Raw genomic sequence first — 24,959 nt, 5'->3', positions numbered from 1 at the left:
TATTCAAGTACAAGAATACAAAGTGAAGCTAAGTCCGTGAAACTTATAGGAAAACGACTTGCTTGGGTTGCTAGGAAAACGTAAGCAGACGCCGTTGTTGGGGATCGATATCAGCTCCACGACGGTCAAGCTGTTGGAGCTCAGTCGTACTGGGGACAAGTACCGTGTGGAAAGTTACGCGGTGTGTTCGCTTCCCCAGGATGCGGTAGTTGAGAAGGCCATCAATGACGTGGATGGCGTGGCGAACGCTGTGCGCAGCGTGGTGGCCCAGTCCCGGTCCAAAGTAAAGCAGGTTTCGGCCGCTGTGGCCGGCTCCTCGGTCATCACCAAGCTCATCGACATGCCTTCGGGCCTCTCCGACGATGAGATGGAGACGCAGCTCACCCTCGAAGCCGATCAGTATATTCCCTATCCTCTCGAAGAGGTCGCACTGGATTTTGAAGTGCAGAATCCTTCGGTGGAGCGCGAGAATATGGTCGAAGTGCTTCTCGCCGCCTGCCGGCGGGAGACCATTGATCTTCGCGTTGAGGCCATCGAAGGGGCGGATCTCGAAGCCAAGGTCATTGATGTGGAAGCCTACGCGATGGAGCGGTCCTATTCGCTCATTCGTGAGCATCTCGAATTGAAAGAAGACAGCGTTGTGGCCGTCGTCGATATCGGTGCCACCATGACAACGCTCAGCGTCCTTAAAGATGGCAATACGATCTATACCCGGGAGCAGCTGTTCGGAGGCAAGCAGCTGACGGACGAGATCATGCGCCGCTACGGGCTTCCTCTGGAGGAGGCCGGTCTTGCCAAGAAGCAGGGTGGTCTTCCCGATGACTACGAACCCGAGCTGCTGAACCCGTTCAGGGATGCGGTGGTGCAGCAGGTGACCCGGTCGCTGCAGCTGTTCTTCTCCTCGAGTCAGTACAACGACGTGGACTACATTATTATGGCCGGTGGTGTGTCCTTTATGGACGGCCTGTCGGATCTGGTGCAGGAGCAACTGGGAACCCCCACCGTGGTTGCCAATCCCTTCGCCGAAATGACGATCTCTCCTCGCGTCAACGCCGTGGCTCTGGGCAGTGACGCCCCTGCCATGATGATCGCGTGCGGTCTGGCCCTGCGGAGCTTCGATTAATGGCGCGCATTAACTTACTCCCCTGGAGAGAGGCCCGGCGCGAGGAGCTGAAACGAGCCTTTTTGAGTATCCTGGGCCTGGTGGCTGCCGCCGGAGTCGCTCTGGTGATGCTGGGCGACCGCTTTGTGAACGCGCAGATCGACAGTCAAAAGGACCGCAACGACTATATTGCCTCCAATATCAGCGAGCTGGATAAACAGGTCGAAGAGATTAAGGACCTGCAACGCAAGCGTAACCAGTTGATCGAGCGTATGCGGGTTATTCAGGAATTGCAGGGCAACCGTCCCATTATTGTGCGCGTACTGGATCAGCTTGTGCGAACCGTGCCCGATGGCGTTTTTTACACCAACGTGAGTGCGCGAGGCATTGATCTCAGCGTCAAGGGCGTCGCGGAGTCCAACAACCGGGTGTCGAGCCTGATGCGTCGTCTGGACGCATCGGACTGGCTCAAGGATCCCAACCTTGATGCCGTCCGCGCCGCACCGGTCTATGGCGAACAGGCCAACACTTTTGATCTCAGCGTAAAAGTGGACTTGCCCGCCAAAGACAATGAGTCGGGGGATTGATCGATGGCGTTAGATGACACGCTGCGTTCCCTCCGGGAGTTTGATGTCAACGACATCAATCTCGACAACATTGGCTCCCTGCCGGTGGTGGTCAAAACGATTCTGTGCATCCTGCTTTTTGTATTGGTCCTTGTAGGTGGCTATTACTACCACATCAAGGACCTGCAGCTGCAGCTGGCCAGTGAGCAGAGTCGCGAATCCACCCTAAAGCAGGATTATGAAAAGAAAGCTTTTCAGGTGGCAAACCTGGATGCCTACCGCCGCCAGATGGCGGAGATGGAAGAGTCCTTTGGCGCGCTGATCAGCCAGCTGCCCTCAGATACCGAAGTACCGGGGCTTCTGGAGGACATCACTAACAAAGGTCTGCTGAATGGTCTGGCGATCAGCAGCATTGATCTGCAGCCAGAGGTCAGCCGCGAATTCTATGTGGAGCTGCCCATCGCGATTGTGGCGAGCGGGTCCTACCACGACCTGGGTGCTTTTGTGAGCGGCATGGCGGGTCTGCCGCGTATTGTGACCCTTCACGACTTTACCATCAGTGCTAACGGCGATAACTCTGCGGCCCTGAGTATGAACATCACCGCCAAGACCTACCGCTATAAGGAAGGGGAGGGCTGATGATGAGAGCGACGACCCAATTAGCGCTGCTTTTCCCGCTTTTTCTGCTGGTCGCCGGCTGCACGTCGCGGGATTTTTCTGATCTTGACAGTTTTATGGCTGAGAAGCAGGCTCGCCCCGGCGGCATCATTGCACCGATTCCAACTTTTAAAGCGTATGAGGCCTTTGCCTATAGCGCTACGCGTCTGCGCAGCCCCTTTGACCGGCCCATCGAGGTCCGGGAGATAACTCAGCTGCAGTCCATCAGTGCGATCAAGCCCGATGATAATCGCGCCAAGGAATTTCTTGAGCAATATACTTTTGACTCCCTGGCAATGGTGGGGTCTCTGGAGAGAGGAGCCAACAATTGGAGCCTGGTGAGAGATCCCGAAGGCGGGATCCATCGAGTGAGGGTGGGTAACTACCTGGGCCGCAATCACGGCAAGATTGTTGAGATGACAGATACCTATTTGGCCGTGGTGGAAATTGTTACGGACGGCACAAGCGACGGTTGGGTAGAGCGACCGCGCACCATAGAATTGAGCGGCTTGTAGGTCGCCCTGGGTGAAGACCATGAATGGAAACCAAACTGCGAGGGCTGAAATGGCCGTGAACGCTCAGCGCGGGAACGCTGGCGGAATGGCCTGGCGCGCCGCCCTGAGCCGATCTGCCCTGCGCATCGTGGCTGCAATGTTGGCGCTTTTAGGCTGCACGCAGGCCTTTGCCACGGCAGTTACGGATATTGAGTTCAGCTCGCGCCCCGGCAGCAAGTTTGAAGTGCGCCTGGATTTTGATGAGGTGCCGCCCTCGGAGCTGCAGTCCTATACCATCGAAAAGCCCGCCCGCATTTCCATTGATTTTCCCAACACCACATCCCAGCTTGAGCGTCGTCGCTACAGCCTGCCCTACGGTAATGCCACCGGCGTGCTGGTACTTGAATCCGGTGACCGTACGCGTCTCGTGCTCAATCTGGTGAAGCTGGTTCCCTACGACACCCGTGTCGAGGGCAACAGCCTGTTCCTCACGGTAGGGCAGGATGCGGATGCGGAGTACTTCAAGCAGGAAAGCGATGCCAACGCTGTAAAAACCAAGATCGAGTCCGTTGCTGACGTGCGATCCAGCATTTCCGATTTGCAGTTCCAGCGCTCGCCTCAAGGCGAGGGACGACTGATTCTGCAGCTTACTGATCCCTCGGTGGACGTAAACGTGTTCAGCGAGAGCGGCGATATCAAGGTCGAGTTTCTCGATACCGATATTCCTGAACGACTGCTGCGCCGCTACGACGTCACCGATTTTGCCACGCCGGTGAACAGCGTTGATGTGAACACCTCCGAGCGCGGCACGGCCCTGACCCTCAAAACGAACGGGCCCTTTGATTACCTCGCTTATCAGACAGATAACGAATACGTCGTCAGCATCAAGCCTCTGAGTAAAAAAGAGGCTGAAGAGCGGCGCAATGAGTTTGCCTACGTGGGTGACCGTATCTCCCTGAACTTCCAGGACATTGAAGTCCGCGCGGTACTCCAGTTGATTGCCGATTTCACCGAGCTGAACCTGGTGGCGAGTGACACGGTCTCCGGTCGCATTACCCTGCGCTTGAAGAACGTGCCCTGGGATCAGGCTCTGGAGCTGGTGCTCAAAACCAAGGGTTTGGACAAGCGTCAGATTGGCAACGTGTTAATGGTGGCACCGGCGGCAGAGATTGCCGAGCGGGAGCGTCAGGAGATTGAGGCCAACAAGCAGATTGCAGAGCTGGCACCGCTCTCCAGTGAGTTTATCCGCATTCGTTATGCCAACGCGGCGGACATTGTGGGTCTGTTCCAGGCGGGGTCTGAAGACGGCGGGAGCCTCATTTCGTCCCGCGGCTCCGTGATTGTCGAGGCGCGCACCAACTCCCTGATCGTCACCGAGACCTCTGCAAAGCTGGCAGAGATCCGGGAGTTAATTGATCGCGTTGACATCCCCATCCGCCAGGTCATGATCGAGTCGCGTATTGTTATTGCCCAGTCTGATCTTGAAAAAGAGCTGGGAATCCAGTGGGGCGGCGGTTATCTGGAGCCCGACGCCAACGGGGATATCTTGTCGGTTACCGGTGATGCTACGAATGCCGTTAACCTGAACAATTCGGTTATCAATGGTACACAGCCGGATCTCTCCTACCCCGGCGCCCTCCTTGTTGATTTGGGCTCCGGCTCGTCCACCAGCGGATTTGCTGTGGGCTTCACCTCCAGCAGTCTGTATCTCACCGCTGAGCTGTCCGCATTGGAAGCAGCGGGCAAAAGCGAAGTGGTATCCCAGCCGAAGGTGATTACCGGCGATAAGCAGCCGGCGACGATCAAGTCCGGTACCGAGATTCCTTTCCAGCAGGCAGCTGCGAGCGGCGCGACCGCGGTGCAGTTTAAGGAAGCGGTGCTGAAGCTGGATGTCACACCCAACATCACTCCCGATGATCGTATTCTCCTGGACCTGATCATCAATCAGGACTCCGTAGGTGACCTTGTGCCGTCCGGTCAGGGTGGTCTGATCCCCGCTATCGATACTACCCAGCTGACTACCCAGGTATTGGTAGGTAACGGCGAGACCGTAGTTTTGGGTGGCGTATTCCGCACGGAGAACCTGGAAACCACCCGCAAGGTGCCTTTCTTTGGTGACCTGCCCTATGTGGGCGCGCTGTTCAGAAATGAATCGAACCAGCGGACCAAGACCGAAACTCTGATCTTTATCACGCCAAGGATCCTTGCTGACACGCTGCTCGATTAATGCAAACCCGGTGCTGGCAGAGTGTGACGTGACGGCACCGGGTCTGTGAGCGGCAATGCCTGAGCACCCTCCTGTGAGCAATCCTCAGTGACTAACTACAACCGTGTGTTTCTCGTGGGCCCCATGGGCGCCGGGAAAACGACGATTGGCAAGTTGCTGGCCCGGGGTCTCAAATTGGGCTTTGCGGACAGTGATTCCGAGATTGAATCCCGCACCGGCGCTGACATTGCGTGGATTTTTGATGTCGAGGGTGAGGAGGGCTTTCGGAACCGGGAAGAGTCGGTCATTGACGAAATGACGCTTCTGGACCATACGGTGCTGGCGACCGGCGGTGGCGTGGTGGTGCGCGATGCCAATCGGCGGGTCCTCGCCTCAAGAGGCTTTGTCATCTATCTTCATGCAACCCTTGATGAGCAGATTCGGAGAACCCGAGGGGACCGCAGCCGACCCCTGCTCAATGGTAAGGATCCGGAAGCTACCCTTCGGGAGCTGTTTGCACTCAGGGACCCCCTCTATCGGGAGGTCGCGGATCACATCATCGATACCGACAGCAGTAGTCCCAAGGTGATTGCACAGAGACTCCTTGCACAGTTACCTTAAGCCGCCCTGTCGCAGTGCGGTTTTGTCCCTATGAGTACACTCAACGTACAGCTTGATGAGCGTAGCTACCCTATCTACATAGAGAGTGGCTTGCTGGACGATCCTGAGCGCCTGAACCGGCACATCAAGGGCAAGCAGGTAGTGGTTGTCAGCAACACTACCGTCGCTTCCTTATACATGGAGCGTCTTCTCGGGCACCTGGATGACTCTCTCAAAGTTTCTCAGGTGTTGCTCCCGGACGGAGAAGAGTACAAGACGCTGGCAACCCTGGAGCAGGTCTTTGATACCGCCCTTCGGGACAACCATAACCGCAGCACCAGCTTTATCGCTCTGGGTGGGGGGGTGGTGGGCGACATGGCCGGCTTTGCCGCAGCCAGCTATCAGCGCGGCGTTAACTTTATTCAGATACCCACCACCCTGCTCGCACAGGTTGATTCCAGCGTCGGCGGGAAAACCGGCGTTAATCATCCCCTGGGTAAAAACATGATTGGCGCTTTTTACCAGCCCCAGGCTGTGTTTATCGACCCCGACGTCCTGGATAGTCTTCCGGCACGGGAGTACGCCGCAGGTCTCGCCGAGATCATTAAATACGGCTTGATCTGTGATCCCGCGTTTTACCAGTGGCTCCATCAGCATCGCGATGACCTTGTTTCGCGCAACAAGGCCGTGCTTGAGGAGGCTATTGAGCGCAGCTGCGCGGCCAAGGCACGGGTTGTCGCGGAAGACGAGCGAGAGAGCGGTATACGGGCAATCCTCAACCTTGGACACACCTTTGGGCACGCTATCGAAGCGGCGCAGGGGTATGGCAACTGGCTCCACGGTGAGGCGGTTGCCGCCGGAATGGTCCTTGCCGCCCGGCTTTCGGCGCGGCGGGGCTGTATTAGCGACAGCGAGGTCGCTGAACTCGTGCAGTGGCTTGAGGCCATGGCGCTGCCCACTGCGCCACCGCAGGATATGTCCGTTGCTATCTGGACCCAGCACATGCTGCGGGATAAAAAGGTTGTTGATGGCAGATTACGCCTGGTACTGCTTGATCAGCTTGGCAAGGCCGCTGTTGTTGACGATATCCCCAGGGCCGAACTGGAGGAGTTTCTCCGGACCTTCTGCCCCGAATAAACGGGTTTGTTCCCGTTTTCGCAACTGTGTAAACTTGCTCCCCCCCGCCTGCAATAAAAACCACGCAGCAGCAGGTACCGGCCGACTCTCATTTCGACCACCGCAATGGTTGACAGATGAGGGTGGCCACAAGTAATTGTTTTTAAAGGAATACTATCAAGGTATGAGCGCAGGCCTGTACAGTCCTGAGGAAGTCCGCGACAACTGCGGATTTGGTCTTATCGCGCACATGTCGGGCGACGCGAGTCACCGCCTGCTGCAGGTGGCCATCGAGTCTCTGACCTGCATGACGCACCGGGGCGGTATTGCATCGGACGGACGCACCGGCGACGGCTGCGGCTTGCTCATGCAAATGCCCGAAGCATTCATGCGTGCTCTGGCCAAAGAGCATTTTAATGCCGACTCCATTGGGCGTCTTGCGGTGGGGCAGATATTCCTCAACCAGGACGAGATCCAGGCACAGGCAGGACGCGACGCGCTGGAGGCAGCGCTCCGTGACCGGGGACTTGCGGTATTGGGGTGGCGCGAGGTGCCGGTTGATACCAGTGTCTGCGGTGAGATCGCCCTTGCGGGGCTGCCACGCATCGAGCAGGTTTTTATTGATGCGGGCGATTTGACCCAGGACCAGCTTTCCACCGCGCTGTTTGTTGTACGCCGCAAAACTGAAATTGCCACGGAAGGCGACCGGGAGTTCTATATCTGCAGCCTGTCGTCCCGGGTGATTGCCTACAAGGGCCTGGTCATGCCCGTGGACCTGCCGCGCTTCTACCACGATCTTTCAGATGAACGCCTGTGCACAGCCATCTGTGTTTTTCACCAGCGCTTCTCCACCAACACCATGCCCCGCTGGCCTCTGGCACAGCCTTTCAGGCTTCTTGCTCACAACGGTGAGATCAACACCATTGAGGGCAACCGTAACTGGGCCACGGCCCGTACCGCGATGTTTGAAAACGACCGTCTGCCGGACATTGCCGACATCGCCCCTTTGGTGAATCGCAGTGGTTCCGATTCCTCCAGCCTGGACAACATGCTGGATGTGCTGCTTACCGGTGGCGTCGATATGCCCCGGGCGCTGCGTATGCTGATTCCGCCGGCCTGGCAGAATATTGAGTCCATCGACCCGGATCTCAAGGCTTTTTACGAGTACCACTCCATGCACATGGAGCCCTGGGACGGACCGGCGGGCATAGTGCTCACCGATGGTCGCTACGCGGTTTGCGTGCTGGATCGAAACGGCCTCCGCCCGGCACGATGGGTGCGTACCACCGATGGTTTTATCACCGTCGCCTCGGAAGTGGGTACCCATGGCTACAAGAATGAAGACGTGGTTGCCAAGGGCCGTGTAGGACCCGGACAGCTGCTGGTGATCGATACCCACACCGGCGAGTTTTTGCAGACCGACGAAATCGATAATCGTCTGAAGTCAGCCCATCCCTACAAGCGCTGGCTTAAGGAGAGCTCCCAACGCATCGTGGGAAGTTTTCACGGTGAGGGTACCCAGGGTATTGACCCTGACGATCTTCAGGCCTACATGAAGATGTTCCAGGTCAGCTTTGAAGAACGGGAGCAGGTGCTGCGTCCCCTGGCAGAGTCTGGCAACGAGGCCGTGGGATCCATGGGTGACGACACCCCCATGGCGGTGCTGTCCCTGAAGCAGCGCTCTCTCTATGACTATTTCCGCCAGAAGTTTGCCCAGGTTACCAATCCGCCCATCGATCCCCTGCGCGAAGCCATTGTTATGTCCTTGGAGACGGCCATCGGTGTGGAGCGGAATCTGTTTCACCTGGGGCCGGAGCATGCGGATCGGGTGATCCTCACCTCGCCAGTGCTGTCCCAGGGCAAATTTAATACGCTCATGAATCTGGATCGGCCGGGTTTTCAGGTTGCGGATATCGACTGCAGCTTTGATCCCAGGGAAACCGATTTGCGCAGTGCCGTCGAGGCGCTGAAACAGGAAGCCGAAGCGGCTGTTCGCGATGGCAACACGATAGTACTGCTGTCGGACCGCCGCATTGATGACGGCCGATTGCCCGTGCACAGTTTGCTCGCCACCGGTGCGGTGCATCACCACCTGATACAGGTCGGTTTGCGCTGTAATGCCAACCTGGTGGTCGAAACCGCCAGCGCCCGGGACTCTCATCAGGTTGCCTGCCTCCTCGGTTTTGGCGCCACGGCGGTGTACCCCTATCTCGCCTATTCGGTTTTGGAGGAGCTCCTGCGCAGCGGTGAGCTGCTGGGTGAGCCCGGTGCCTGCTACAAGAACTATCGTCGCGGCCTCAATAAAGGCCTACTAAAAATTATGTCCAAGATGGGAATCTCCGCAGTGAGCTCCTATCGCGGGGCGCAGCTCTTCGAGGCGGTAGGTCTGTCCCAGGAGGTCATCGAGACTGCCTTCTGCGGCGTGGCCAGTCGCATTGAAGGCGCGCGCTTTGTCGATCTGCAGGAAGACTCGGAGGCCCTGGCCCGATTGGCCTGCAGCCAGCGCAAGGGTATCAGTCAGGGCGGCCTTTTAAAGTACGTGCACGGCCAGGAGTACCACGCCTTCAACCCTGATGTGGTGATGACACTGCAGCAGGCGGTGTCGTCGGGTAGCTACACGCACTATCAAAGCTACGCCAAGCTCGTAAATGAGCGTCCGGTAGCCACGCTTCGGGATTTGTTTACGCCGGTCGCCAGCACAGGGCCTATTCCCATCGATGAAGTGGAGCCGGTGGAAGCCATCATGCGGCGCTTTGACTCTGCGGGTATGTCTCTGGGGGCGCTGAGTCCCGAGGCGCACGAGGCCCTCGCGGCGGCGATGAATCGTGTGGGCGCGCGCTCCAATTCCGGGGAGGGCGGGGAGGACCCGGCCCGCTTTGGTACCGATCGCGTATCCAAGATCAAACAGATTGCGTCGGGCCGTTTTGGTGTCACACCCCACTACCTGGTGAACGCCGAAGTATTGCAGATCAAGGTGGCTCAGGGTGCAAAGCCTGGCGAAGGCGGCCAGCTCCCCGGCGGTAAAGTCAACGAGCTGATAGCCCGTTTGCGCTACTCCGTGCCGGGCGTGACCTTGATTTCCCCGCCGCCGCACCACGATATCTATTCCATTGAAGATCTTGCCCAGCTGATCTTTGACCTTAAGCAGGTGAATCCTTCAGCTCTGGTATCGGTAAAACTGGTATCTGAGCCTGGTGTGGGCACCATTGCGGCGGGTGTTGCCAAGGCTTATGCGGATCTGATCACCATCAGCGGTTATGACGGTGGTACGGCGGCGAGCCCTCTCACGTCAATCAGGCATGCGGGGTCACCCTGGGAGCTGGGTCTTGCGGAGGTGCAGCAGACCCTCCGGGGCAATGGTCTTCGCGGTAATGTGCGTCTTCAGGCCGATGGCGGCATGAAGACGGGTCTGGATGTGGTGAAGGCCGCAATCCTGGGTGCCGAGAGCTTTGGTTTCGGTACCGCGCCCATGGTGGCGCTGGGTTGTAAGTACCTGCGCATCTGTCATCTGAATAACTGCGCCACGGGTGTTGCCACACAGAACGAATATCTCCGGGACGATCATTTCAATGGCACGGTGGAGATGGTGGTGCACTTCTTCACCTTTGTTGCCCAGGAGACCCGCGAATGGCTGGCGAGTCTGGGCATGCGATCCCTGGAAGAGCTGATCGGCCGCACAGATCTTTTACACCGACTCCCCGGCGATACCGCCCGGCAGCGGTCCCTGGATCTTGCGCCGATTCTCCACAAGTCCGAGGACGCCGAAGGGCAGCCGGAATTTTGCATGGTCGCCTCCAACGATCCCTTTGATCGCGGTGAGAAGGCCGAGGCGATGCTCAAAGAAACTTTGCCCGCTATCGAGGCCGGTAGCGGTGGCGAGTACGCTTTTTCTGTTACCAACTGCGATCGCTCCATCGGGGCGCGGCTGTCCGGCGAAATCGCCCGCCGTCATGGCAACATGGGCATGGAAAGCGCGCCGCTCACCCTCAGGCTTACGGGGACGGCTGGACAAAGCTTCGGTGTCTGGAACGCCGGTGGCCTGCACATGTATCTCGAGGGCGACAGCAACGATTACGTGGGTAAAGGCATGGCCGGCGGCAAGCTGGTTGTTTACCCGCCCGCCAACAGCAAGTACGCGTCCCAGGAAACAACCATCATCGGTAACACCTGCCTCTATGGTGCCACCGGTGGCGCGCTCTACGCGGCGGGCATTGCCGGCGAGCGTTTTGCAGTGCGCAACTCCGGCGCCCATGCCGTGGTGGAAGGCGCTGGCGATCATTGCTGTGAATACATGACCGGTGGTTGCGTTACGGTACTGGGTGACACCGGGGTGAACTTTGGAGCGGGGATGACCGGTGGCTTTGCCTACGTGCTTGATCAGCAGCGACAGTTTATTGATCGCTACAACAGCGAGCTGGTGGAAATTCACCGGGTAAGCTCGGAGTACATGGAGGCCTACCGGACCCATCTTTTGGATATTCTCAGGCAGCATGTAGCCGAGACGGGCTCTGCCTGGGGGCTGAAGATCCAGGATAATTTTGAAGACTATGTAGGTAAGTTCTGGCTGGTGAAACCCAAGGCCGCCGATCTTCAGCAATTGCTGAGCCGCCTGCGCGAAACAGACTAGGTAACACGTCGGAGCGACCTCTATGAGCGGACGCGTAAGTAACAATTTTCAGTTTATTGATGTCGGCCGCGCCGACCCCGATAAGAAGAATCTACCTTCTCGCAAGACCGAGTACGTCGAGATCTATGATCCCTTCACCAAGGCACAGGTGGAGGACCAGAGCGATCGCTGCCTCGAGTGCGGCAATCCCTATTGTGAGTGGAAGTGCCCGGTACACAACTTCATTCCCAACTGGCTGAAGCTGGTGACCGATGGCAATCTCTTTGAGGCCGCGGAGCTGAGCCATCAGACCAACACGCTCCCCGAAGTCTGTGGTCGCGTGTGCCCCCAGGATCGACTGTGCGAGGGGGCCTGCACCCTCAACGACGGCTTTGGTGCCGTCACCATCGGCTCTGCCGAGAAATACATTACCGACACCGCCCTGGCCATGGGTTGGCGGCCGGATCTGTCTGACGTGGTGCCTACGGACAAGCGCGTTGCCATCATCGGCGCGGGCCCTGCGGGTCTTGGCTGTGCGGATATTCTGGTGCGGGCGGGCGTCAAGCCGGTGATTTTTGATCGCTACCCCGAGATAGGAGGCCTGCTGACCTTTGGTATTCCGGAATTCAAGCTCGAAAAGCAGGTGATGATGCGCCGCCGCGAGATTTTCACCGAGATGGGTATGGAATTCCGTTTGAACACCGAAATCGGTCGCGACATCAGCATGGATACGCTGATGGAGGAATATGACGCCGTATTTATGGGCATGGGCACCTACACGCCCATGAAGGGTAACTTCCCTGGCGAGAACCTCCCCGGTGTGCACAAGGCGCTCGATTTTCTTATTGGCAACGTCAATAACAACCTCGGCTTTGAGCAACATCCTGATGCCTATATCAATCTTAAGGGTAAGCGGGTTGTTGTCCTTGGTGGTGGTGATACCGCCATGGACTGCGTACGTACGGCGGTTCGGCAGCAGGCGGAGCATGTGATTTGCGCCTATCGTCGCGATGAAGAAAATATGCCGGGCTCCCGCAAGGAAGTCGCCAACGCCCGGGAAGAGGGCGTGGAGTTCTTGTTTAATCGCCAGCCCGTAGAGGTGGTGGAGTATTTTGGCGATGCCTGCGGCGTAAAAACCATCGAAACCCGTTTGGGTCCTCCCGGCCCCGATGGCCGCCGTCGCCCCGAGCCCATTGCCGGTAGCGAGGAAGTACTGGAGGCCGACACGATCATCATGGCCTTTGGCTTTCAGCCCAGCCCCGCGCCCTGGTTTGAAGACGTGGGCGTTGACGTGAATGACTGGGGTGGAGTGGTTGCCGCAGAGCATCAAAAGTTCGGCTTCCAGACCAGCAATCCCAAGGTCTTTGCCGGTGGCGACATGGTACGCGGTTCCGATTTGGTGGTAACTGCGATCTGGGAAGGGCGCCAGGCTGCCGAAGGGATTCTCGATTACCTCGAGGTCTGAGATCGCAGCTCCCAGTAAAAAATAAACTAATGATTTAATGAGTCACCGGTCGGTCACGGCCGGTTGAGGAAAAAATAACGATGAGTGAACTGAAAAACGACCGTTTCCTGCGAGCCCTGATGCGCGAGCCTGTAGATCGCACGCCCTTGTGGATGATGCGCCAGGCCGGTCGCTATCTTCCCGAGTATCGCGCCACGCGAGAGCAGGCAGGATCGTTTTTGGACCTGTGTAAAAACACCGAGCTTGCTTGCGAAGTCACCATGCAACCCCTGCGTCGTTACGCCATGGATGCGGCGATTCTGTTTTCAGACATTCTTACGATTCCTGATGCCCTGGGTCTGGGACTGTACTTTGAGACCGGTGAAGGGCCGCGGTTTAGAAAAACCGTGCGCAGCGCCGAAGATCTCGCGGGACTGAACTCTTTCAAGGCGAGTGATGATTTGGGCTACGTGATGGATGCTGTCACGGCCATTCGTAAGGAACTCAATGGCTCCGTACCGCTCATCGGTTTTTCGGGCTCACCATGGACCCTGGCGACCTACATGGTGGAGGGTGGTTCATCCAAGGACTTCTCCCGCGTTAAAACCATGGCTTACGACCAACCAGAACTCATGCACGAGCTGCTCACGTTGCTGGCGGATGCCGTTGCCGACTATCTAACGGCACAGGTCGAGGCTGGAGCGCAGGTGGTGCAGATTTTTGATACCTGGGGTGGCAGTCTGAGTGCCGGTGCCTATAAAGAATTCTCTCTCAAGTACATGCAGCGCATCGTCTCGCGTCTACCTCGTGAGGCCGACGGCCGTCCGGTACCGGTTATTGTCTTCACCAAGGGTGGCGGACAGTGGCTCCCGACCATCGCTGGATGCGGTGCTCAGGCCGTAGGCATTGACTGGACCACCGATATTGCCACTGCCAAGCAACTGGTCGGTGATCGTGTGGCGATCCAGGGCAACATGGACCCCATGATGCTGTTCGCCTCCCCCGATCGTATCCGAGAAGAAGTGGCGAGCATTCTTGCCGGCTTCGGACACGGCAGTGGGCACATCTTCAACCTCGGTCATGGCATCACGCCCGGCGTTAATCCCGATCACGTGACCGCATTTGTCGATGCAGTGGTTGAGTTGTCACCCCAATATCATCGCGACTAGCCAGTCTCCCCGTCGCAGTATTGCTTAACCGTTGCGTGAGCGAGCACTGCTTGCTTGGTAGCGAATGGAGCGGACGTCGATCGCCATGGATGGCGCTCGCCGAGCCTGTCATGGATGACGCTTTTTGGCGGTCCGCGTAATCGCTACCGAGTAAGCAAAGCGTCTCTAGTATTCGGATTCAGCTACTCAGTCGTCGCAGCAGGGCCAGCTGTGGTCCATATCGAGAGCGGGTTGATCTGATTTGGGTTTGCCGACGACTTTGGCAGGCACACCGGCTACGGTCGTGTGTGGTGGCACGGGTTCCAGGACGACGCTGCCTGCTCCGACCTTTGCGCCTTCTCCCACGCATATGTTGCCGAGAATTTTCGCGCCGGCACTGATGAGCACGCCATCGCAGATTTTCGGATGACGGTTGCCGTGTTCTTTGCCCGTACCGCCCAGGGTTACGGACTGGAGTATCGATACGTTATTGCCCACGCGAGCGGTTTCGCCGATGACCAGGCCCGTCGCGTGATCGAGCATGATGCCCCGGCCAATGCGCGCGGCGGGGTGAATGTCGACGGCAAATTTGGTGCTTACGCGGTTCTGAAAGAACATCGCCAGAGACTGTCGGCCTTCGGTCCATAGCCAGTGAGAAACACGGTGCGCCTGCAGCGCATGAAAGCCCTTGTAATAAAGAAAGGGTATGTACAACTCATGGGTCGCCGAATCCCGGTCCAGAACCGCCAGTAGATCCTCCCGGACCGCATCCAGAATGGTGGGGTCGGCCTCAAAAGCTTCCAGCATCACCTCACGTAAGAGCAATGATGAGGCGGCCGGGCTGTCCAGTTGGTTCGCCAGCAGAAAACTCAGGGATCGCTCAATCTTCTTGTGATTGAGGATGGTGGCGTGCAAGTAACTTGCAAGCATCGGCTCGTCCTGGGAGTGGTGGCGCGTCTCTTCCAGTATTCGTTGCCAGATGGGATCGTCGATTCCGGGCATCATAAGTCTGCTCCTCTTTTTACGGCGCTGTAGTCACGGCGCTATTTTCGTGGGGCTAAGGGTAGCGGATTGCCGTGTCGTCTTCATGTCTGGATCTATACGGCAATTCCCTGCCTGGAGCTCACCATAGGCGCTGAAAGTGACCAGAGTTCGTGCCCACTATTCCGGTATTTCTCTTCAAACAGCGTCAGCGCTTCGTCATCAGAGGGAACTATCGCGACCCGGGACGGATGTCCAAGCAGACTGAGCGCGACGCCGAACTCTTCGACATACAGTTGCCAGTTGCTCCGTAGCTCCAGATCACCACCCAGGGCCAAAAGCAGCGGGAATGCGGGATGACCATGTACACGGCGACTGAGGTGACCGGGTTTTGGCCAGGGATTGGGGTACAGAATCTTGTGGGCCAATAGCCTTGTCTGCCGCTCTACCAGGTGTCGCCACACCGCTTCACAGTGGGCTTGCAGGAGCAGGCCATTCTTTGGGAGTGCTGGATGACGATCCAGCCGGTGAGAGGACTTGTCGACACCGATGACCAGGGCATCGGGGTAACGCTTGCAGAGCCGTGCGGTGCTCTGGCCGGTGCCGCAATAGGAATCCAGCACAACCGGTCCCTCGTGCGCTGTCAGTGCCGTATCCACAGCCCGCAATGCAGGCACATCAACCTGTTGTGTCGGTTTCTGCCATGCGTGCTGCTGATGTCGTCGCACAAGCGCCGGCAGTCCCGGGTGAACGCCGCGCTGACTGCTCTGTACCTGCCTGGACGATGACTGCATTAGGTAAATCTGATTGGTTGGCGGCGGGTTGGGAATGATACGGTTAGTTCTTCGATAGTCGCAAACTTACCGTTTCCTGATGCGTGATGACCTGAGACCCTACTGGGTAAAAAAAGCCTACCTTCGTTATCGCCGTTGGTATGTGGATTATTTTTTGCGCCCGGAGTGCGCCAGCCTTGGCGACTACTCAACCTTTATGAAACCGCGCTTCGTGATTATCTCGGGCCCGAACATTCACATCGGCGAGTGTTTTACCGCGGTGGCAGAACCCATGCACCGTGTCGAGATTGGGGTATGGGGTCGCGAGGCGGGGGCGGGCACGATTCGCATCGGTCGCGGCGTGCTCATGAGCCCGGGCTCGCGCATCAGTGCCTCCGATGAGGTCACCATTGGCGATGGCGTAATGATGGCCAACGGCACCTATATCACCGACTCCGACTGGCACACGGTTTACGATCGTACCCAGCGCAGTGAGCAGGTCACCCCGGTGCATATTGGCGACAATGTTTGGTTGGGGGATCACGTAACGGTGCTCAAGGGGGTCACTATTGGCGAGAACAGCGTTGTCGCGGCGCGGACGGTGGTGACGAAAGACATCCCTGCGAATGTCATTGTTGCGGGCAACCCCGCGAAGGTTGTCAGAGAGCTCGATCCTGAGCGGGAGATGGTTACCCGTCTTGATTACTTCGCAGACCCCGAAGGACAGCTGCGATTCTTTGATGAAGTGGATCGTATGGTATTGGGCAAGAATAGTTTTTGGCGATGGTTGTGGACAGTTGTGTTTCCGGCGTCGCGGCAACCGTGAGCACTGCGGCAGTCATAGCAGTCTCAACACAGGCTCCTGCAATCGCGAGAACTGTTCCCGCAGCTCCAGAATATGATCTGACCAATAGCGCTCGGAGTTAAACCACGGAAAGGCTTTAGGAAACGCGGGATCATCCCAGCGGCGTGCGAGCCAGGCGGCATAGCGGATAATGCGAAGCGTCCGCAGTGTTTCTATCCAATGTAATTCCCGCGGATCAAACTCAAAAAATTCTTCATAGCCTGCGACGACCTCGCCCAATTGAATCTCCTGCTCGTGGGGTTCGCCGGATAAAAACATCCACAGATCCTGAATCGCCGGTGCGGTCATACAGTCGTCCAGGTCCACAAAGTTTGCGGTGTCATCCCGCCAGAGAATGTTTCCCCCATGGCAATCGCCATGGATGCGAATGCCACCGGCTGTCTCCATTTGTTCAATCTTGGGCGCGAGTTCACGCTCCAGATCATCGAGAAGCGTCAGGTAGGCAGTCTTCAATTCAGTCGGTATGAAGTTATCCGGCAATAGACTGCGGCTCTCATCGATAATGTGCTGGCCCTCGAGCTTAGGTCGATAACTGAATGGCTTAGTCGCGCCGATGGCATGGATGCGTGCCAGGGTCCTGCCAAGCACCAGTAGGTTGTCGAGATTATCGAACTCCGGTGCATGACCGCCGCGACGGGGAAATAAGGTATAGAGTAAACCTTCCCACCGATGAACGGTTTCTCCGCTGCCTGATTTAAGGGGCGCAACCACCGGTATTTCTGCCTCGACGAGCTCCTCACTGAAGCTGTGTTCTTCGCGAAGCTGCTCTTCGGTCCAGCGGCCGGGGCGATAAAACTTCACAATCACCGGTGTGTCGTCTTCGATACCCACCTGATACACGCGGTTCTCATAGCTGTTAAGGGCGAGCAGTCGTGCGTCGCTCACAAAGCCGGCAGCTTCCACGGCATCGATAATCGCGTCGGGGGTCAGCACATCAAAGGGATGCTTGCTCATCCCGCGTCGCCCAACAGCGCTGTACTTTTTATCTGTGCAAACAAATGATCACCGGCTTGTAGGTTGAGGTCTTCCTGCGAGCGTCGCGTAATACGCGCCAGCAGACATTGCTGTGACAACTGCAGGCGCAGAAGGCAGTGGGCGTTCGAGAGCTGCCGGACCTCCAACAGCGTGACCGGCAGAATATTCTGAATACTGGTGTTTGACGGCTGCTCGCGACAGACACTCACATCGCGCGCGGGTACGCGCAGGCGGCGGGTATCGCCGCGATGCTCCTGCCCTGCCACCCAGAGCGAAAGCCCGTCTACGCGGAGTTCCGTGAGCCCAAAATCCGGATCCTGGCCATGCACTTCTACTGCAAGCAAACTTGCGGCTGATTCATCGTCGGCAAGCTGTGTATCCAAGCGACTCGCCAGCTCCAGCAGCGAACCTTGCTCGGTGATTCTGCCATTCTCGATGAACAGGATTTCATCGGCGATGGCGCTGAGCTCTTCAATCTGGTGACTCACGTAGATGATGGGTACATCACGTTCTCGATGAATACGCATGAGGCAGGCCAGGCACTTTGCAGCGGCGGCCTTATCCAGGTTCGCGAGAGGCTCATCCAGGAGCAGAAGCTTTGGGTCACGCATGAGCGCGCGGGCAATAGCAACGCGGGCTTGCTGTCCCGCTGAAAGGGTATGGGGGAGTCGGTCCATCAACGTTGCGATGTCCATCGCCTTTGCGATCTGCTGCGCGTCAGGCGGCGCGCTCGCATGCTTCGCGGCAAAGGTCAGGTTCTGTGCGACGGTCATATGAGGGAATAGTCGCGCATCCTGAAACACATAGCCTATGGATCGTTTCCAGGGCGGTGTGTGTTGAGTAACCGTTTGCCAATGCTCCTTGTCAAAGGAGATGATGGCATCGTCGATATCAGCCCGCAGGCCTGCGATGGAATCGAGGATTGTGGTCTTGCCACTCCCGCTGGGTCCGAAAAGCGCAGTCACGCCGGTAAGCGTCAAATCCGTGCGGACACTGAGCTGAAAGCCCTCCGAATCCCGGTGCTCTATGTGGAGTGACAGCCTGGTCATCGACCGATCCGCCAGCCGCGATCACGGTACAGCCAAAACAACAGCAGCAAAGAAAACGCGACCAGGCCGATTGCGATCTGATGTGCACTGCCGTAGTCCATGGCCTCCACGTGATCATATAGGGCGATAGACAGGACCTGCGTCTCGCCGGGAATGTTCCCTCCGATCATGAGAACGACACCGAACTCCCCCACAGTGTGAGCAAAACCCAGCGCGCCGGCGATCACAAAGCTCCGCTTACACAACGGCAAAGTGATGGCTCTGAATTGCTCGAGGGGTGTTGCGCCCAGGGTCGCTGCAGCGCTGAGAAGCTTGTCGGGAACCCGGGCAAAGGCCTGCTGCAGCGGCTGCACAACAAAGGGCAGCGAATAAATCACCGAACCCACGACCAAGGCCGAGAAGCTAAAGGCCAGTTGGGTGCCGGTGACTGACTGCCAGAGCTTGCCGGGGAGGGCATCGGGTGCAAGCACCAGCAATAGATAAAAACCGAGCACCGTGGGCGGTAGCACCAATGGCAGGGCAACAAGGGCTTCGATGAACGCGGCGAAGGATCCCCGCTGGCGCGATAGCCAATAGGCAAGGGGGGTGCCCAAAAGAATCAAGATCACCGTGCTCACCGTCGCCAATCGTAGCGTTAAGCTTATAGCCTGCCACTCAAGTTCGCTCAGGAGCATTGCTGGTATCCAAAACTGGCAAGCACCGGTTCGCTCTTCGGACCCAGAAGATACTCAAGAAAAGCACCCGCGGTCGCCAGATTTTCTGAGCGGGCATTCAACACCGCATATTGTTTGATGGGTGGGTACCAGGTCTTGGGAACAGCGATGCCGTCGATAGGGCTCAAGGAGCGGGCAACCAGCGCTAGGTCCGCGCCACCGCTGGCAAAAAACTGCATTGCCTGCTGCACGTTACTCCCCCGTACAACCCGCCGCTGTGCAGCGTTCGCAAAACCATCCCGCCCCAGAACTGCTTCGGCGGCAATGCCGTAAGGCGCCGAACGAGGGTTGGCAATGGCGATGCTCTTGCTCCGATCTGCAAGGGCGGATTGCAGGTCGTCTGCGCCCAGAAGCACTAGCGAGCCTACGGCATAGCACTCCGCTGGGCCCGGGCTTGTTCCGTCTTTCACCAATGCCTGAGGTCGCGCGCGATCTGCAGCCAGGAGCACATCGAAGGGGGCGCCGCGGCGCATTTGGGCGGCAAGCACACCGGTTGATGCACTGCTGATCTGCACTGGCACCCCGCTGGCCGCGGAGTACTTCTCAGCTATTTGCTCGGCGGCCGCCCGAAAGTTGGCCGCAACCGCCACCCTTAGCGAGAGCTTGTCATCAGAGCGGCTGTCATCACCAAAGCTTTTGTTCGGACTCAGTAATACCAGGGCGATGAGCAGTAGCGATAGGCATGAGTATTGATAGCTTCGCGGCTGACGAAAATTCCTGGCGTAACAGGCGTAGAAGAGGCGCAAAAATCCGGTGGCGAAGAGGGTGAGATACATCGCTGCATTGTAGGTCAACGCGATGGCGTTCGGGCAAGACAAAAGAGATGCACTTCGGATGCGCCTGCCTGCAAAAGGGCCGTTGCCATGGCGTTACCCGTCGCGCCGGTGGTGCACACATCGTCAACAATGCCCACGGAGCATCCGCTCACGTTGCCTTCTACGGCGAAAGCCCCTTGGAGATTGCCCAGCCGCTCCCGTCGTGAAGCATGGGCCTGGGCTTTGGTGATCTTCTGGCGTTTAAGCGCTACACCCGATGGGCGCGCGCGCCCTGGCGAATGCTGCAGCGCCCAGAGCGCCTCAAGCAAGTCCTCGCTTTGGTTAAACCCGCGGCGTAGGCGTCGACGCCAATGGAGTGGCGTGGCAAACAGGATGTCACAATTTTTGAGGGTGATGCCTGTATTGTTGATTATTTTAGCTGCCGTTAGCGACATATTCGCCTCGCCAAGATATTTCCAGCGATGCATCAGGTAGGCGATTGCCGCGTCGTATACAAAAGCGGCGGTGACGCTGGTCAGAGCAGGATCTTCTTTCAGGCAATGGGGACACAGCCGCCCGCCCATGCCCGGCAGTGCGCAGCGCGGGCACGGGGCATCATTTACGGTAAGTGCATCCTCACAAACTTCGCAGATTCTCTCCAGACGGTGGCTGGGCTGGTCGCAGTAGATACAAAGCTGCGGTGCAAGGTAGTCGAGGAGGTTGCGCGCCACGCCTTTTATCACGCTGTTAACCATTAGTATTTAGGTTGGTTGACCAATGGAGCTGATGATTTACCATGGCGACCCCTTAATGAGAGTCCTTCTATGAATCAGCCCCTGCCATCAAATATCACCCCGGAGTCCGAGAGCGGAGGCTATGGGGGCCAGAACATCGACGTCGCGGCTTCTGGCGAATCTGGTTCGCACCTCCTTCGCCACGATTGGCGGCGAGCGGAGATAGCGGCGCTCTTCGCGTTGCCATTCAGTGAACTGGTGTTTCGGGCGCAGTCTGTGCACCGCTGTTATTTTGACCCGAATGCGGTGCAGGTGAGCACTTTGCTTTCGATCAAAACCGGCGCCTGTCCCGAAGACTGCGCCTACTGCCCGCAAAGCACGCGGTTCGATACTGGTCTGTCGGTTGAGGCACTTATGGAAGTTAATCAGGTGCTGGAGCAGGCGAGAGCGGCGAGACGATCCGGCGCGACGCGATTCTGCATGGGGGCCGCATGGCGATCACCCAAGGACCGCGATCTACCGGCACTCACTGCGATGATAAAAGGCGTGAAAGACCTGGGCCTGGAAACCTGCATGACCCTGGGTATGCTCAGCGATGCGCAGGCCAAAACCCTGGCCGAGGCGGGTCTCGATTACTACAACCACAACCTTGATACCTCGCCGGAGTATTACGGCGACATCATTACCACGCGTACCTACGCCGATCGCCTGGAGACGCTGGAGCATGTTCGCGATGCGGGTATGAAGGTCTGTAGCGGGGGCATTGTGGGCATGGGTGAAGACCAGGCTGATCGCGTCGGTTTGCTGCAGCAGCTGGCAAACCTGCCCGAGCATCCGGACAGCGTGCCCATCAATATGCTGGTGCGTGTGCCAGGCACGCCATTGGCCGAAGAGGCTGATCTGGATCCCTTTGAGTTTGTCCGGACCATTGCTGTTGCTCGACTCTTGATGCCCCAATCCCACGTGCGGCTATCCGCGGGTCGGGAGGACATGAATGAGCAGACCCAGGCGCTGGCATTTTTAGCCGGCGCAAACTCGATTTTCTATGGTGAGAGGTTACTCACCACCGCCAATCCCGGCGCCAATAGTGATCTCGCACTGTTTGCACGATTGGGTATCAATCCTGAGGAGCGGGAGATGTCTGGAGAGGAGAATGCAGATCCCCGGTTTTACAACGCCATGAAAGCCTAGACTGACTTGGCCGCGTGAATACCCAATAACAAAAGCTCTCGTTGTGAGTGAGTATTTACTTACATCAGGTATTCCCGATCGTTGCAGGTTGTTGCCCAGCTTTTGCGCGCTTAAGTGACCAACTTCTTGCGGGCACGATCACAAAAATATTCATGCAGCGTCAGAGAATTTGACTATAATAGGCCCCGAAGTTAACACTGAACACATCGGCTCAAGGCCTCGCAACGGACGAGTGTCACCGCCGACCTTCTGGGGAGAGAGTCATGCCAACCTATAAAGCGCCGCTGCGCGATATCCAGTTTGTCATCAACGAGGTGCTCGACACCGAAAAGCTGTACGCCGGCTTAAAAGGCTACGAAGAAGCGACACCAGACTTGATGAACGCCATCATCGAAGAAGGCGCCAAATTTGCCGAGAACGTGCTTTCACCGTTGAACCAAAGTGGTGACGAAGAAGGCTGCGTCTGGTCCAAAGAGGGCGTAAAGACTCCCGAAGGCTTTGCGGAAGCGTACAAGCAGTATGTCGACAATGGCTGGCCGTCGCTGTCTGCGGAGCCCGAGTTTGGCGGTCAGGACATGCCCAATATGCTGGGTATTGTGATCAACGAACTGGCGGGAACCGCTAACTGGTCCTGGCTTATGTACCCGGGTCTGTCCCACGGCTGCATCAAGACCCTGGAAGCCCACGGATCTGCGGAACAGAAAGAGCAGTATCTGCCCAAGCTGGTCGCAGGTAACTGGACGGGCACCATGTGTCTTACTGAGTCTCATTGCGGCTCGGATCTGGGCCTGCTACGCACCAAGGCGGAGCCTCAGGCGGACGGCAGCTATGCCATTACCGGCACCAAGATCTTTATCTCTGCCGGCGAACACGACATGTCCGACAACATCGTGCACATCGTGATCGCCCGTATGCCAGATGCGCCCGAAGGCACCAAAGGTATCTCGCTGTTCGTTGTCCCCAAGTTCAATGTGAACGAAGACGGCAGCCTTGGGGACCGCAACGGTGTGCACTGTGCCTCTATTGAAAAGAAGATGGGCATCAAAGCGTCGGCGACCTGCGTGATGAACTTCGACGGTGCCAAGGGCTACCTCATCGGCGAGCCCAATCGTGGCTTGAACATGATGTTTACCTTTATGAACACGGCGCGTATCGGTACCGCGATCCAGGGTCTGGCCCACGCCGAGCTCTCCTATCAGGGCTCCCTCGAATACGCCCGCGAGCGTCTGGCCATGCGCAGCCTCACCGGTCCCAAGAACCCCGATGGTCCTGCGGATCCCATCATTGTGCATCCCGACGTCCGTCGTATGTTGCTAACTCAGAAATCTATCGCCGAAGGCAGTCGCGCTATGTTGTATTACCTAGCGCAGCTCGGTGACATTGTTGAACGCGGTGACGAAGAGAGCGCCAAGAAAGCCGATGACCTGATGGCAGTGCTTACGCCCATCGCCAAAGCTTTTGTGACGGAGGCGGGCCTTGAAGCGGCCAATCACGGCATTCAGATCTACGGTGGCCATGGCTTTATCCGCGAGTGGGGCATGGAGCAGATTGCCCGGGACGCGCGCATTGCTACCCTATATGAGGGTACAACCGGTATTCAGGCTTTGGATCTGATCGGCCGCAAAGTGCTTGGCTCCGGCGGTAAGCTACTCATGGGCTTTACCGAGATGATGGGCGAGTTCGTCGATGCCAACAGTGATGAGGCTTACGCTGAATTCACCGGTCCCCTGGCGACCTATAAGGACGAGTGGCTGACCATGTCCCTTGAAGTTGGTGGCAAGGCCATGGAAAACCCTGATGAGGCGGGTGCCGCCTCCGTGGACTATCTCATGTACTCTGGTTATGTCGTGTTGGCGTATTTCTGGGCGCAGATGGCTATTGTCGCGCAAAAGAAAATTGCCGCAGGTGAGGGCGATACCGCGTTCTACGAAGCCAAGCTGATGACAGCGCGCTTTTACTTCGAGCGCATCCTGCCGCGAACCTTGTCACATAAGCAGTCATTGCTGTCCGGTGCCGACAACCTTATGGCTATGCCGGAAGCAATGTTCGCATTCTGATCATCTTGAAAGCTCCCCCATCGCTTTTGCAGGCGATCCGGGGGTGCAATATCCAACGGCGGGCGCGATAATTCGCGCCCGCTTTCGTTTCCAGGAGACGTTAAATGTCTCAAGACCAAGACAAGCAGGAGTCCCCGGCGGCAGGCCCTGCCGAGGAACCCGAACGCCAGCTGTATCCAGAAGATCAGGCCAAGGTCGACGCGTTCCTGAAACGCGGTGTTAACTCCGTCGAGCGAAAACCCTTCAAGCCTCTGTATTTGTTGGTAATGCTTATCGTGGTCGTTGGCGGCCTGAGTCTTTTCAGTCAATGGCTGGCGCATCAGGCCGGCGTGTACTGATCAGCGTGTGCTGACCGGTGTGTACTAAAAAGACGAGTTTGCTATGATTTTGCCGCTCGTAAGAGCACTGTCGGTGTGTGGCGCAGCCTGGTAGCGCACTTCCTTCGGGAGGAAGGGGTCGGAGGTTCGAATCCTCTCACACCGACCATTCTACAAAGGGTCCGTACCGGAGACATCCTTTACACTTTATACCGGACACATAGTTTACAGTTCCGGTTTAAAAGGATTCGGTGCGGGTTCTACCCGGCCGACATCCTCGTCAAAGAATCCCAGATCATAATCCATAAAGCTGACAAGCCAAATATTGTCGGCGACTTCCCGTATACCCACTGATTGCCCGGCAAATACCGTGCTGAGGTTGATTTTGCGTCTTCCGATGCAGATACGGCCGCACCGCGTCACGTTAATCGTGCGGTCATGGTAGGGGTACTCAGGAGGCTGTGGCGTTTGGTAGGCGCGCACTGAGGGTGTAAAGAGATCGCCGGGGTACTTACCGTCGAGGGCCTGATGAGGCCGCTCGTTGTTGTAAACCTCGATGAACCGGTCAAATCGCTCCTGCTGCTGCAGGAAGTTGAAGGAGGCGGGTTTG

21 protein-coding genes, 1 tRNA gene and 1 pseudogene are annotated in these 24,959 nt (G+C 57.4%); 15 read left to right on the top strand and 8 right to left on the bottom strand.

The features are described from left to right. Positions 1 to 58: 58 nt before the first annotated feature. The 10 genes from ACTG3T_RS13970 (at position 59) to hemE (ending at position 13,960) form a co-directional block, all read left to right on the top strand. A complete protein-coding gene (locus ACTG3T_RS13970; RefSeq protein WP_439102898.1) occupies positions 59 to 1,123 on the top strand; it encodes a pilus assembly protein PilM in 1,065 nt (354 codons plus the stop codon). After that, positions 1,123 to 1,689: a PilN domain-containing protein gene (locus ACTG3T_RS13965; protein ID WP_439102896.1), complete on the top strand. Its 567-nt coding sequence runs from the start codon at positions 1,123 to 1,125 to the stop codon at positions 1,687 to 1,689. Before ACTG3T_RS13970 ends, ACTG3T_RS13965 begins: the two co-directional genes overlap by 1 nt. A gap of 3 nt (positions 1,690 to 1,692) precedes the next feature. Then, on the top strand, positions 1,693 to 2,307 hold the full coding sequence (locus tag ACTG3T_RS13960) for a type 4a pilus biogenesis protein PilO (RefSeq protein ID WP_439102895.1): 615 nt from the start codon (positions 1,693 to 1,695) through the stop codon (positions 2,305 to 2,307). After that, positions 2,307 to 2,840 carry a pilus assembly protein PilP gene (locus ACTG3T_RS13955; protein ID WP_439102894.1) on the top strand — a complete coding sequence of 178 codons (534 nt, stop codon included), beginning with the start codon at positions 2,307 to 2,309 and terminating at the stop codon, positions 2,838 to 2,840. Before ACTG3T_RS13960 ends, ACTG3T_RS13955 begins: the two co-directional genes overlap by 1 nt. Positions 2,841 to 2,859: 19 nt before the next feature. Next, positions 2,860 to 5,046 (top strand): type IV pilus secretin PilQ, encoded by a 2,187-nt coding sequence (gene pilQ / locus ACTG3T_RS13950; RefSeq protein WP_439102893.1) that lies wholly within the window; start codon positions 2,860 to 2,862, stop codon positions 5,044 to 5,046. Positions 5,047 to 5,133: 87 nt separating this feature from the next. Next, entirely contained in the window at positions 5,134 to 5,646 is a 513-nt protein-coding gene (gene aroK, locus ACTG3T_RS13945; RefSeq protein WP_439102892.1) for a shikimate kinase AroK, read from the top strand. A 30-nt stretch (positions 5,647 to 5,676) separates the two neighbouring features. Further along, positions 5,677 to 6,762 carry a 3-dehydroquinate synthase gene (aroB, locus tag ACTG3T_RS13940; protein ID WP_439102891.1) on the top strand — a complete coding sequence of 362 codons (1,086 nt, stop codon included), beginning with the start codon at positions 5,677 to 5,679 and terminating at the stop codon, positions 6,760 to 6,762. 163 nt (positions 6,763 to 6,925) lie between these two features. Continuing rightward, positions 6,926 to 11,368, top strand: coding sequence for a glutamate synthase large subunit (gltB, locus tag ACTG3T_RS13935; RefSeq protein ID WP_439102890.1), 4,443 nt, complete (start codon positions 6,926 to 6,928; stop codon positions 11,366 to 11,368). A 22-nt stretch (positions 11,369 to 11,390) separates the two neighbouring features. Continuing rightward, entirely contained in the window at positions 11,391 to 12,812 is a 1,422-nt protein-coding gene (locus tag ACTG3T_RS13930; RefSeq protein WP_439102889.1) for an FAD-dependent oxidoreductase, read from the top strand. 80 nt (positions 12,813 to 12,892) lie between these two features. Next, a complete protein-coding gene (gene hemE / locus ACTG3T_RS13925; RefSeq protein ID WP_439102888.1) occupies positions 12,893 to 13,960 on the top strand; it encodes a uroporphyrinogen decarboxylase in 1,068 nt (355 codons plus the stop codon). A 186-nt stretch (positions 13,961 to 14,146) separates the two neighbouring features. Here hemE and cysE read toward each other — a convergent pair whose 3' ends face one another. Both cysE and trmB read right to left on the bottom strand, forming a co-directional pair. Beyond that, a complete protein-coding gene (cysE, locus tag ACTG3T_RS13920) occupies positions 14,147 to 14,941 on the bottom strand; it encodes a serine O-acetyltransferase (RefSeq protein WP_439102915.1) in 795 nt (264 codons plus the stop codon). Positions 14,942 to 15,036: 95 nt separating this feature from the next. After that, complete coding sequence (gene trmB / locus ACTG3T_RS13915) at positions 15,037 to 15,714, bottom strand: tRNA (guanine(46)-N(7))-methyltransferase TrmB (RefSeq protein ID WP_439102887.1); 678 nt, start codon at positions 15,712 to 15,714, stop codon at positions 15,037 to 15,039. A 79-nt stretch (positions 15,715 to 15,793) separates the two neighbouring features. Between trmB and ACTG3T_RS13910 the strand changes: the two genes are divergently transcribed. Next, positions 15,794 to 16,519, top strand: coding sequence for an acyltransferase (locus ACTG3T_RS13910; RefSeq protein WP_439102886.1), 726 nt, complete (start codon positions 15,794 to 15,796; stop codon positions 16,517 to 16,519). Positions 16,520 to 16,531: 12 nt separating this feature from the next. Here ACTG3T_RS13910 and ACTG3T_RS13905 read toward each other — a convergent pair whose 3' ends face one another. From ACTG3T_RS13905 to ACTG3T_RS13885, 5 genes are read right to left on the bottom strand one after another with little or no spacing between them, the layout of a single operon-like run. After that, positions 16,532 to 17,512, bottom strand: coding sequence for a serine/threonine protein kinase (locus ACTG3T_RS13905; protein WP_439102885.1), 981 nt, complete (start codon positions 17,510 to 17,512; stop codon positions 16,532 to 16,534). Then, positions 17,509 to 18,582, bottom strand: a complete 1,074-nt coding sequence (modC, locus tag ACTG3T_RS13900; RefSeq protein WP_439102884.1) for a molybdenum ABC transporter ATP-binding protein — start codon at positions 18,580 to 18,582, stop codon at positions 17,509 to 17,511. Before modC ends, ACTG3T_RS13905 begins: the two co-directional genes overlap by 4 nt. Then, positions 18,579 to 19,256 carry a molybdate ABC transporter permease subunit gene (modB, locus tag ACTG3T_RS13895; protein ID WP_439102883.1) on the bottom strand — a complete coding sequence of 226 codons (678 nt, stop codon included), beginning with the start codon at positions 19,254 to 19,256 and terminating at the stop codon, positions 18,579 to 18,581. Before modB ends, modC begins: the two co-directional genes overlap by 4 nt. Then, a complete protein-coding gene (gene modA, locus ACTG3T_RS13890; RefSeq protein ID WP_439102882.1) occupies positions 19,247 to 20,089 on the bottom strand; it encodes a molybdate ABC transporter substrate-binding protein in 843 nt (280 codons plus the stop codon). Before modA ends, modB begins: the two co-directional genes overlap by 10 nt. Continuing rightward, positions 20,086 to 20,793 (bottom strand): ComF family protein, encoded by a 708-nt coding sequence (locus ACTG3T_RS13885; protein WP_439102881.1) that lies wholly within the window; start codon positions 20,791 to 20,793, stop codon positions 20,086 to 20,088. Before ACTG3T_RS13885 ends, modA begins: the two co-directional genes overlap by 4 nt. A gap of 81 nt (positions 20,794 to 20,874) precedes the next feature. Between ACTG3T_RS13885 and bioB the strand changes: the two genes are divergently transcribed. The 4 genes from bioB (at position 20,875) to ACTG3T_RS13865 (ending at position 24,518) form a co-directional block, all read left to right on the top strand. After that, complete coding sequence (bioB, locus tag ACTG3T_RS13880; protein ID WP_439102880.1) at positions 20,875 to 21,975, top strand: biotin synthase BioB; 1,101 nt, start codon at positions 20,875 to 20,877, stop codon at positions 21,973 to 21,975. A gap of 263 nt (positions 21,976 to 22,238) precedes the next feature. Further along, positions 22,239 to 24,032 (top strand): acyl-CoA dehydrogenase C-terminal domain-containing protein, encoded by a 1,794-nt coding sequence (locus tag ACTG3T_RS13875; RefSeq protein ID WP_439102879.1) that lies wholly within the window; start codon positions 22,239 to 22,241, stop codon positions 24,030 to 24,032. A gap of 104 nt (positions 24,033 to 24,136) precedes the next feature. Further along, on the top strand, positions 24,137 to 24,370 hold the full coding sequence (locus ACTG3T_RS13870; RefSeq protein WP_439102878.1) for a DUF3094 family protein: 234 nt from the start codon (positions 24,137 to 24,139) through the stop codon (positions 24,368 to 24,370). Positions 24,371 to 24,441: 71 nt separating this feature from the next. After that, positions 24,442 to 24,518 (top strand) — tRNA-Pro (locus tag ACTG3T_RS13865). Between the two features lie 56 nt (positions 24,519 to 24,574). Here ACTG3T_RS13865 and ACTG3T_RS13860 read toward each other — a convergent pair. Next, a pseudogene (locus ACTG3T_RS13860) lies at positions 24,575 to 24,959 on the bottom strand (IS481 family transposase); the annotation flags it as partial.

Source organism: Congregibacter sp., from assembly GCF_965660375.1.
In the GTDB taxonomy this organism is placed as follows: Bacteria; Pseudomonadota; Gammaproteobacteria; order Pseudomonadales; family Halieaceae; genus Congregibacter.
Note: the sequence above shows the minus strand (reverse complement) of the source record. Positions and strands in the feature narration are given on the sequence as shown.

Bases quoted from the DNA above. Each gene is read 5' to 3' on its own strand.
- ACTG3T_RS13965 (WP_439102896.1), top strand. From the start codon at position 1,123: ATGGCGCGCATTAACTTACTCCCCTGGAGAGAGGCCCGGCGCGAGGAG.
- ACTG3T_RS13875 (WP_439102879.1), top strand. From the start codon at position 22,239: ATGCCAACCTATAAAGCGCCGCTGCGCGATATCCAGTTTGTCATCAAC.
- cysE (WP_439102915.1), bottom strand. From the start codon at position 14,941: ATGCCCGGAATCGACGATCCCATCTGGCAACGAATACTGGAAGAGACG.
- modC (WP_439102884.1), bottom strand. From the start codon at position 18,582: ATGACCAGGCTGTCACTCCACATAGAGCACCGGGATTCGGAGGGCTTT.
- modB (WP_439102883.1), bottom strand. From the start codon at position 19,256: ATGCTCCTGAGCGAACTTGAGTGGCAGGCTATAAGCTTAACGCTACGA.
- ACTG3T_RS13870 (WP_439102878.1), top strand. From the start codon at position 24,137: ATGTCTCAAGACCAAGACAAGCAGGAGTCCCCGGCGGCAGGCCCTGCC.
- ACTG3T_RS13905 (WP_439102885.1), bottom strand. From the start codon at position 17,512: ATGAGCAAGCATCCCTTTGATGTGCTGACCCCCGACGCGATTATCGAT.
- ACTG3T_RS13960 (WP_439102895.1), top strand. From the start codon at position 1,693: ATGGCGTTAGATGACACGCTGCGTTCCCTCCGGGAGTTTGATGTCAAC.
- pilQ (WP_439102893.1), top strand. From the start codon at position 2,860: ATGAATGGAAACCAAACTGCGAGGGCTGAAATGGCCGTGAACGCTCAG.
- gltB (WP_439102890.1), top strand. From the start codon at position 6,926: ATGAGCGCAGGCCTGTACAGTCCTGAGGAAGTCCGCGACAACTGCGGA.
- trmB (WP_439102887.1), bottom strand. From the start codon at position 15,714: ATGCAGTCATCGTCCAGGCAGGTACAGAGCAGTCAGCGCGGCGTTCAC.
- aroB (WP_439102891.1), top strand. From the start codon at position 5,677: ATGAGTACACTCAACGTACAGCTTGATGAGCGTAGCTACCCTATCTAC.
- hemE (WP_439102888.1), top strand. From the start codon at position 12,893: ATGAGTGAACTGAAAAACGACCGTTTCCTGCGAGCCCTGATGCGCGAG.
- ACTG3T_RS13910 (WP_439102886.1), top strand. From the start codon at position 15,794: ATGCGTGATGACCTGAGACCCTACTGGGTAAAAAAAGCCTACCTTCGT.
- ACTG3T_RS13930 (WP_439102889.1), top strand. From the start codon at position 11,391: ATGAGCGGACGCGTAAGTAACAATTTTCAGTTTATTGATGTCGGCCGC.
- bioB (WP_439102880.1), top strand. From the start codon at position 20,875: ATGAATCAGCCCCTGCCATCAAATATCACCCCGGAGTCCGAGAGCGGA.
- ACTG3T_RS13955 (WP_439102894.1), top strand. From the start codon at position 2,307: ATGATGAGAGCGACGACCCAATTAGCGCTGCTTTTCCCGCTTTTTCTG.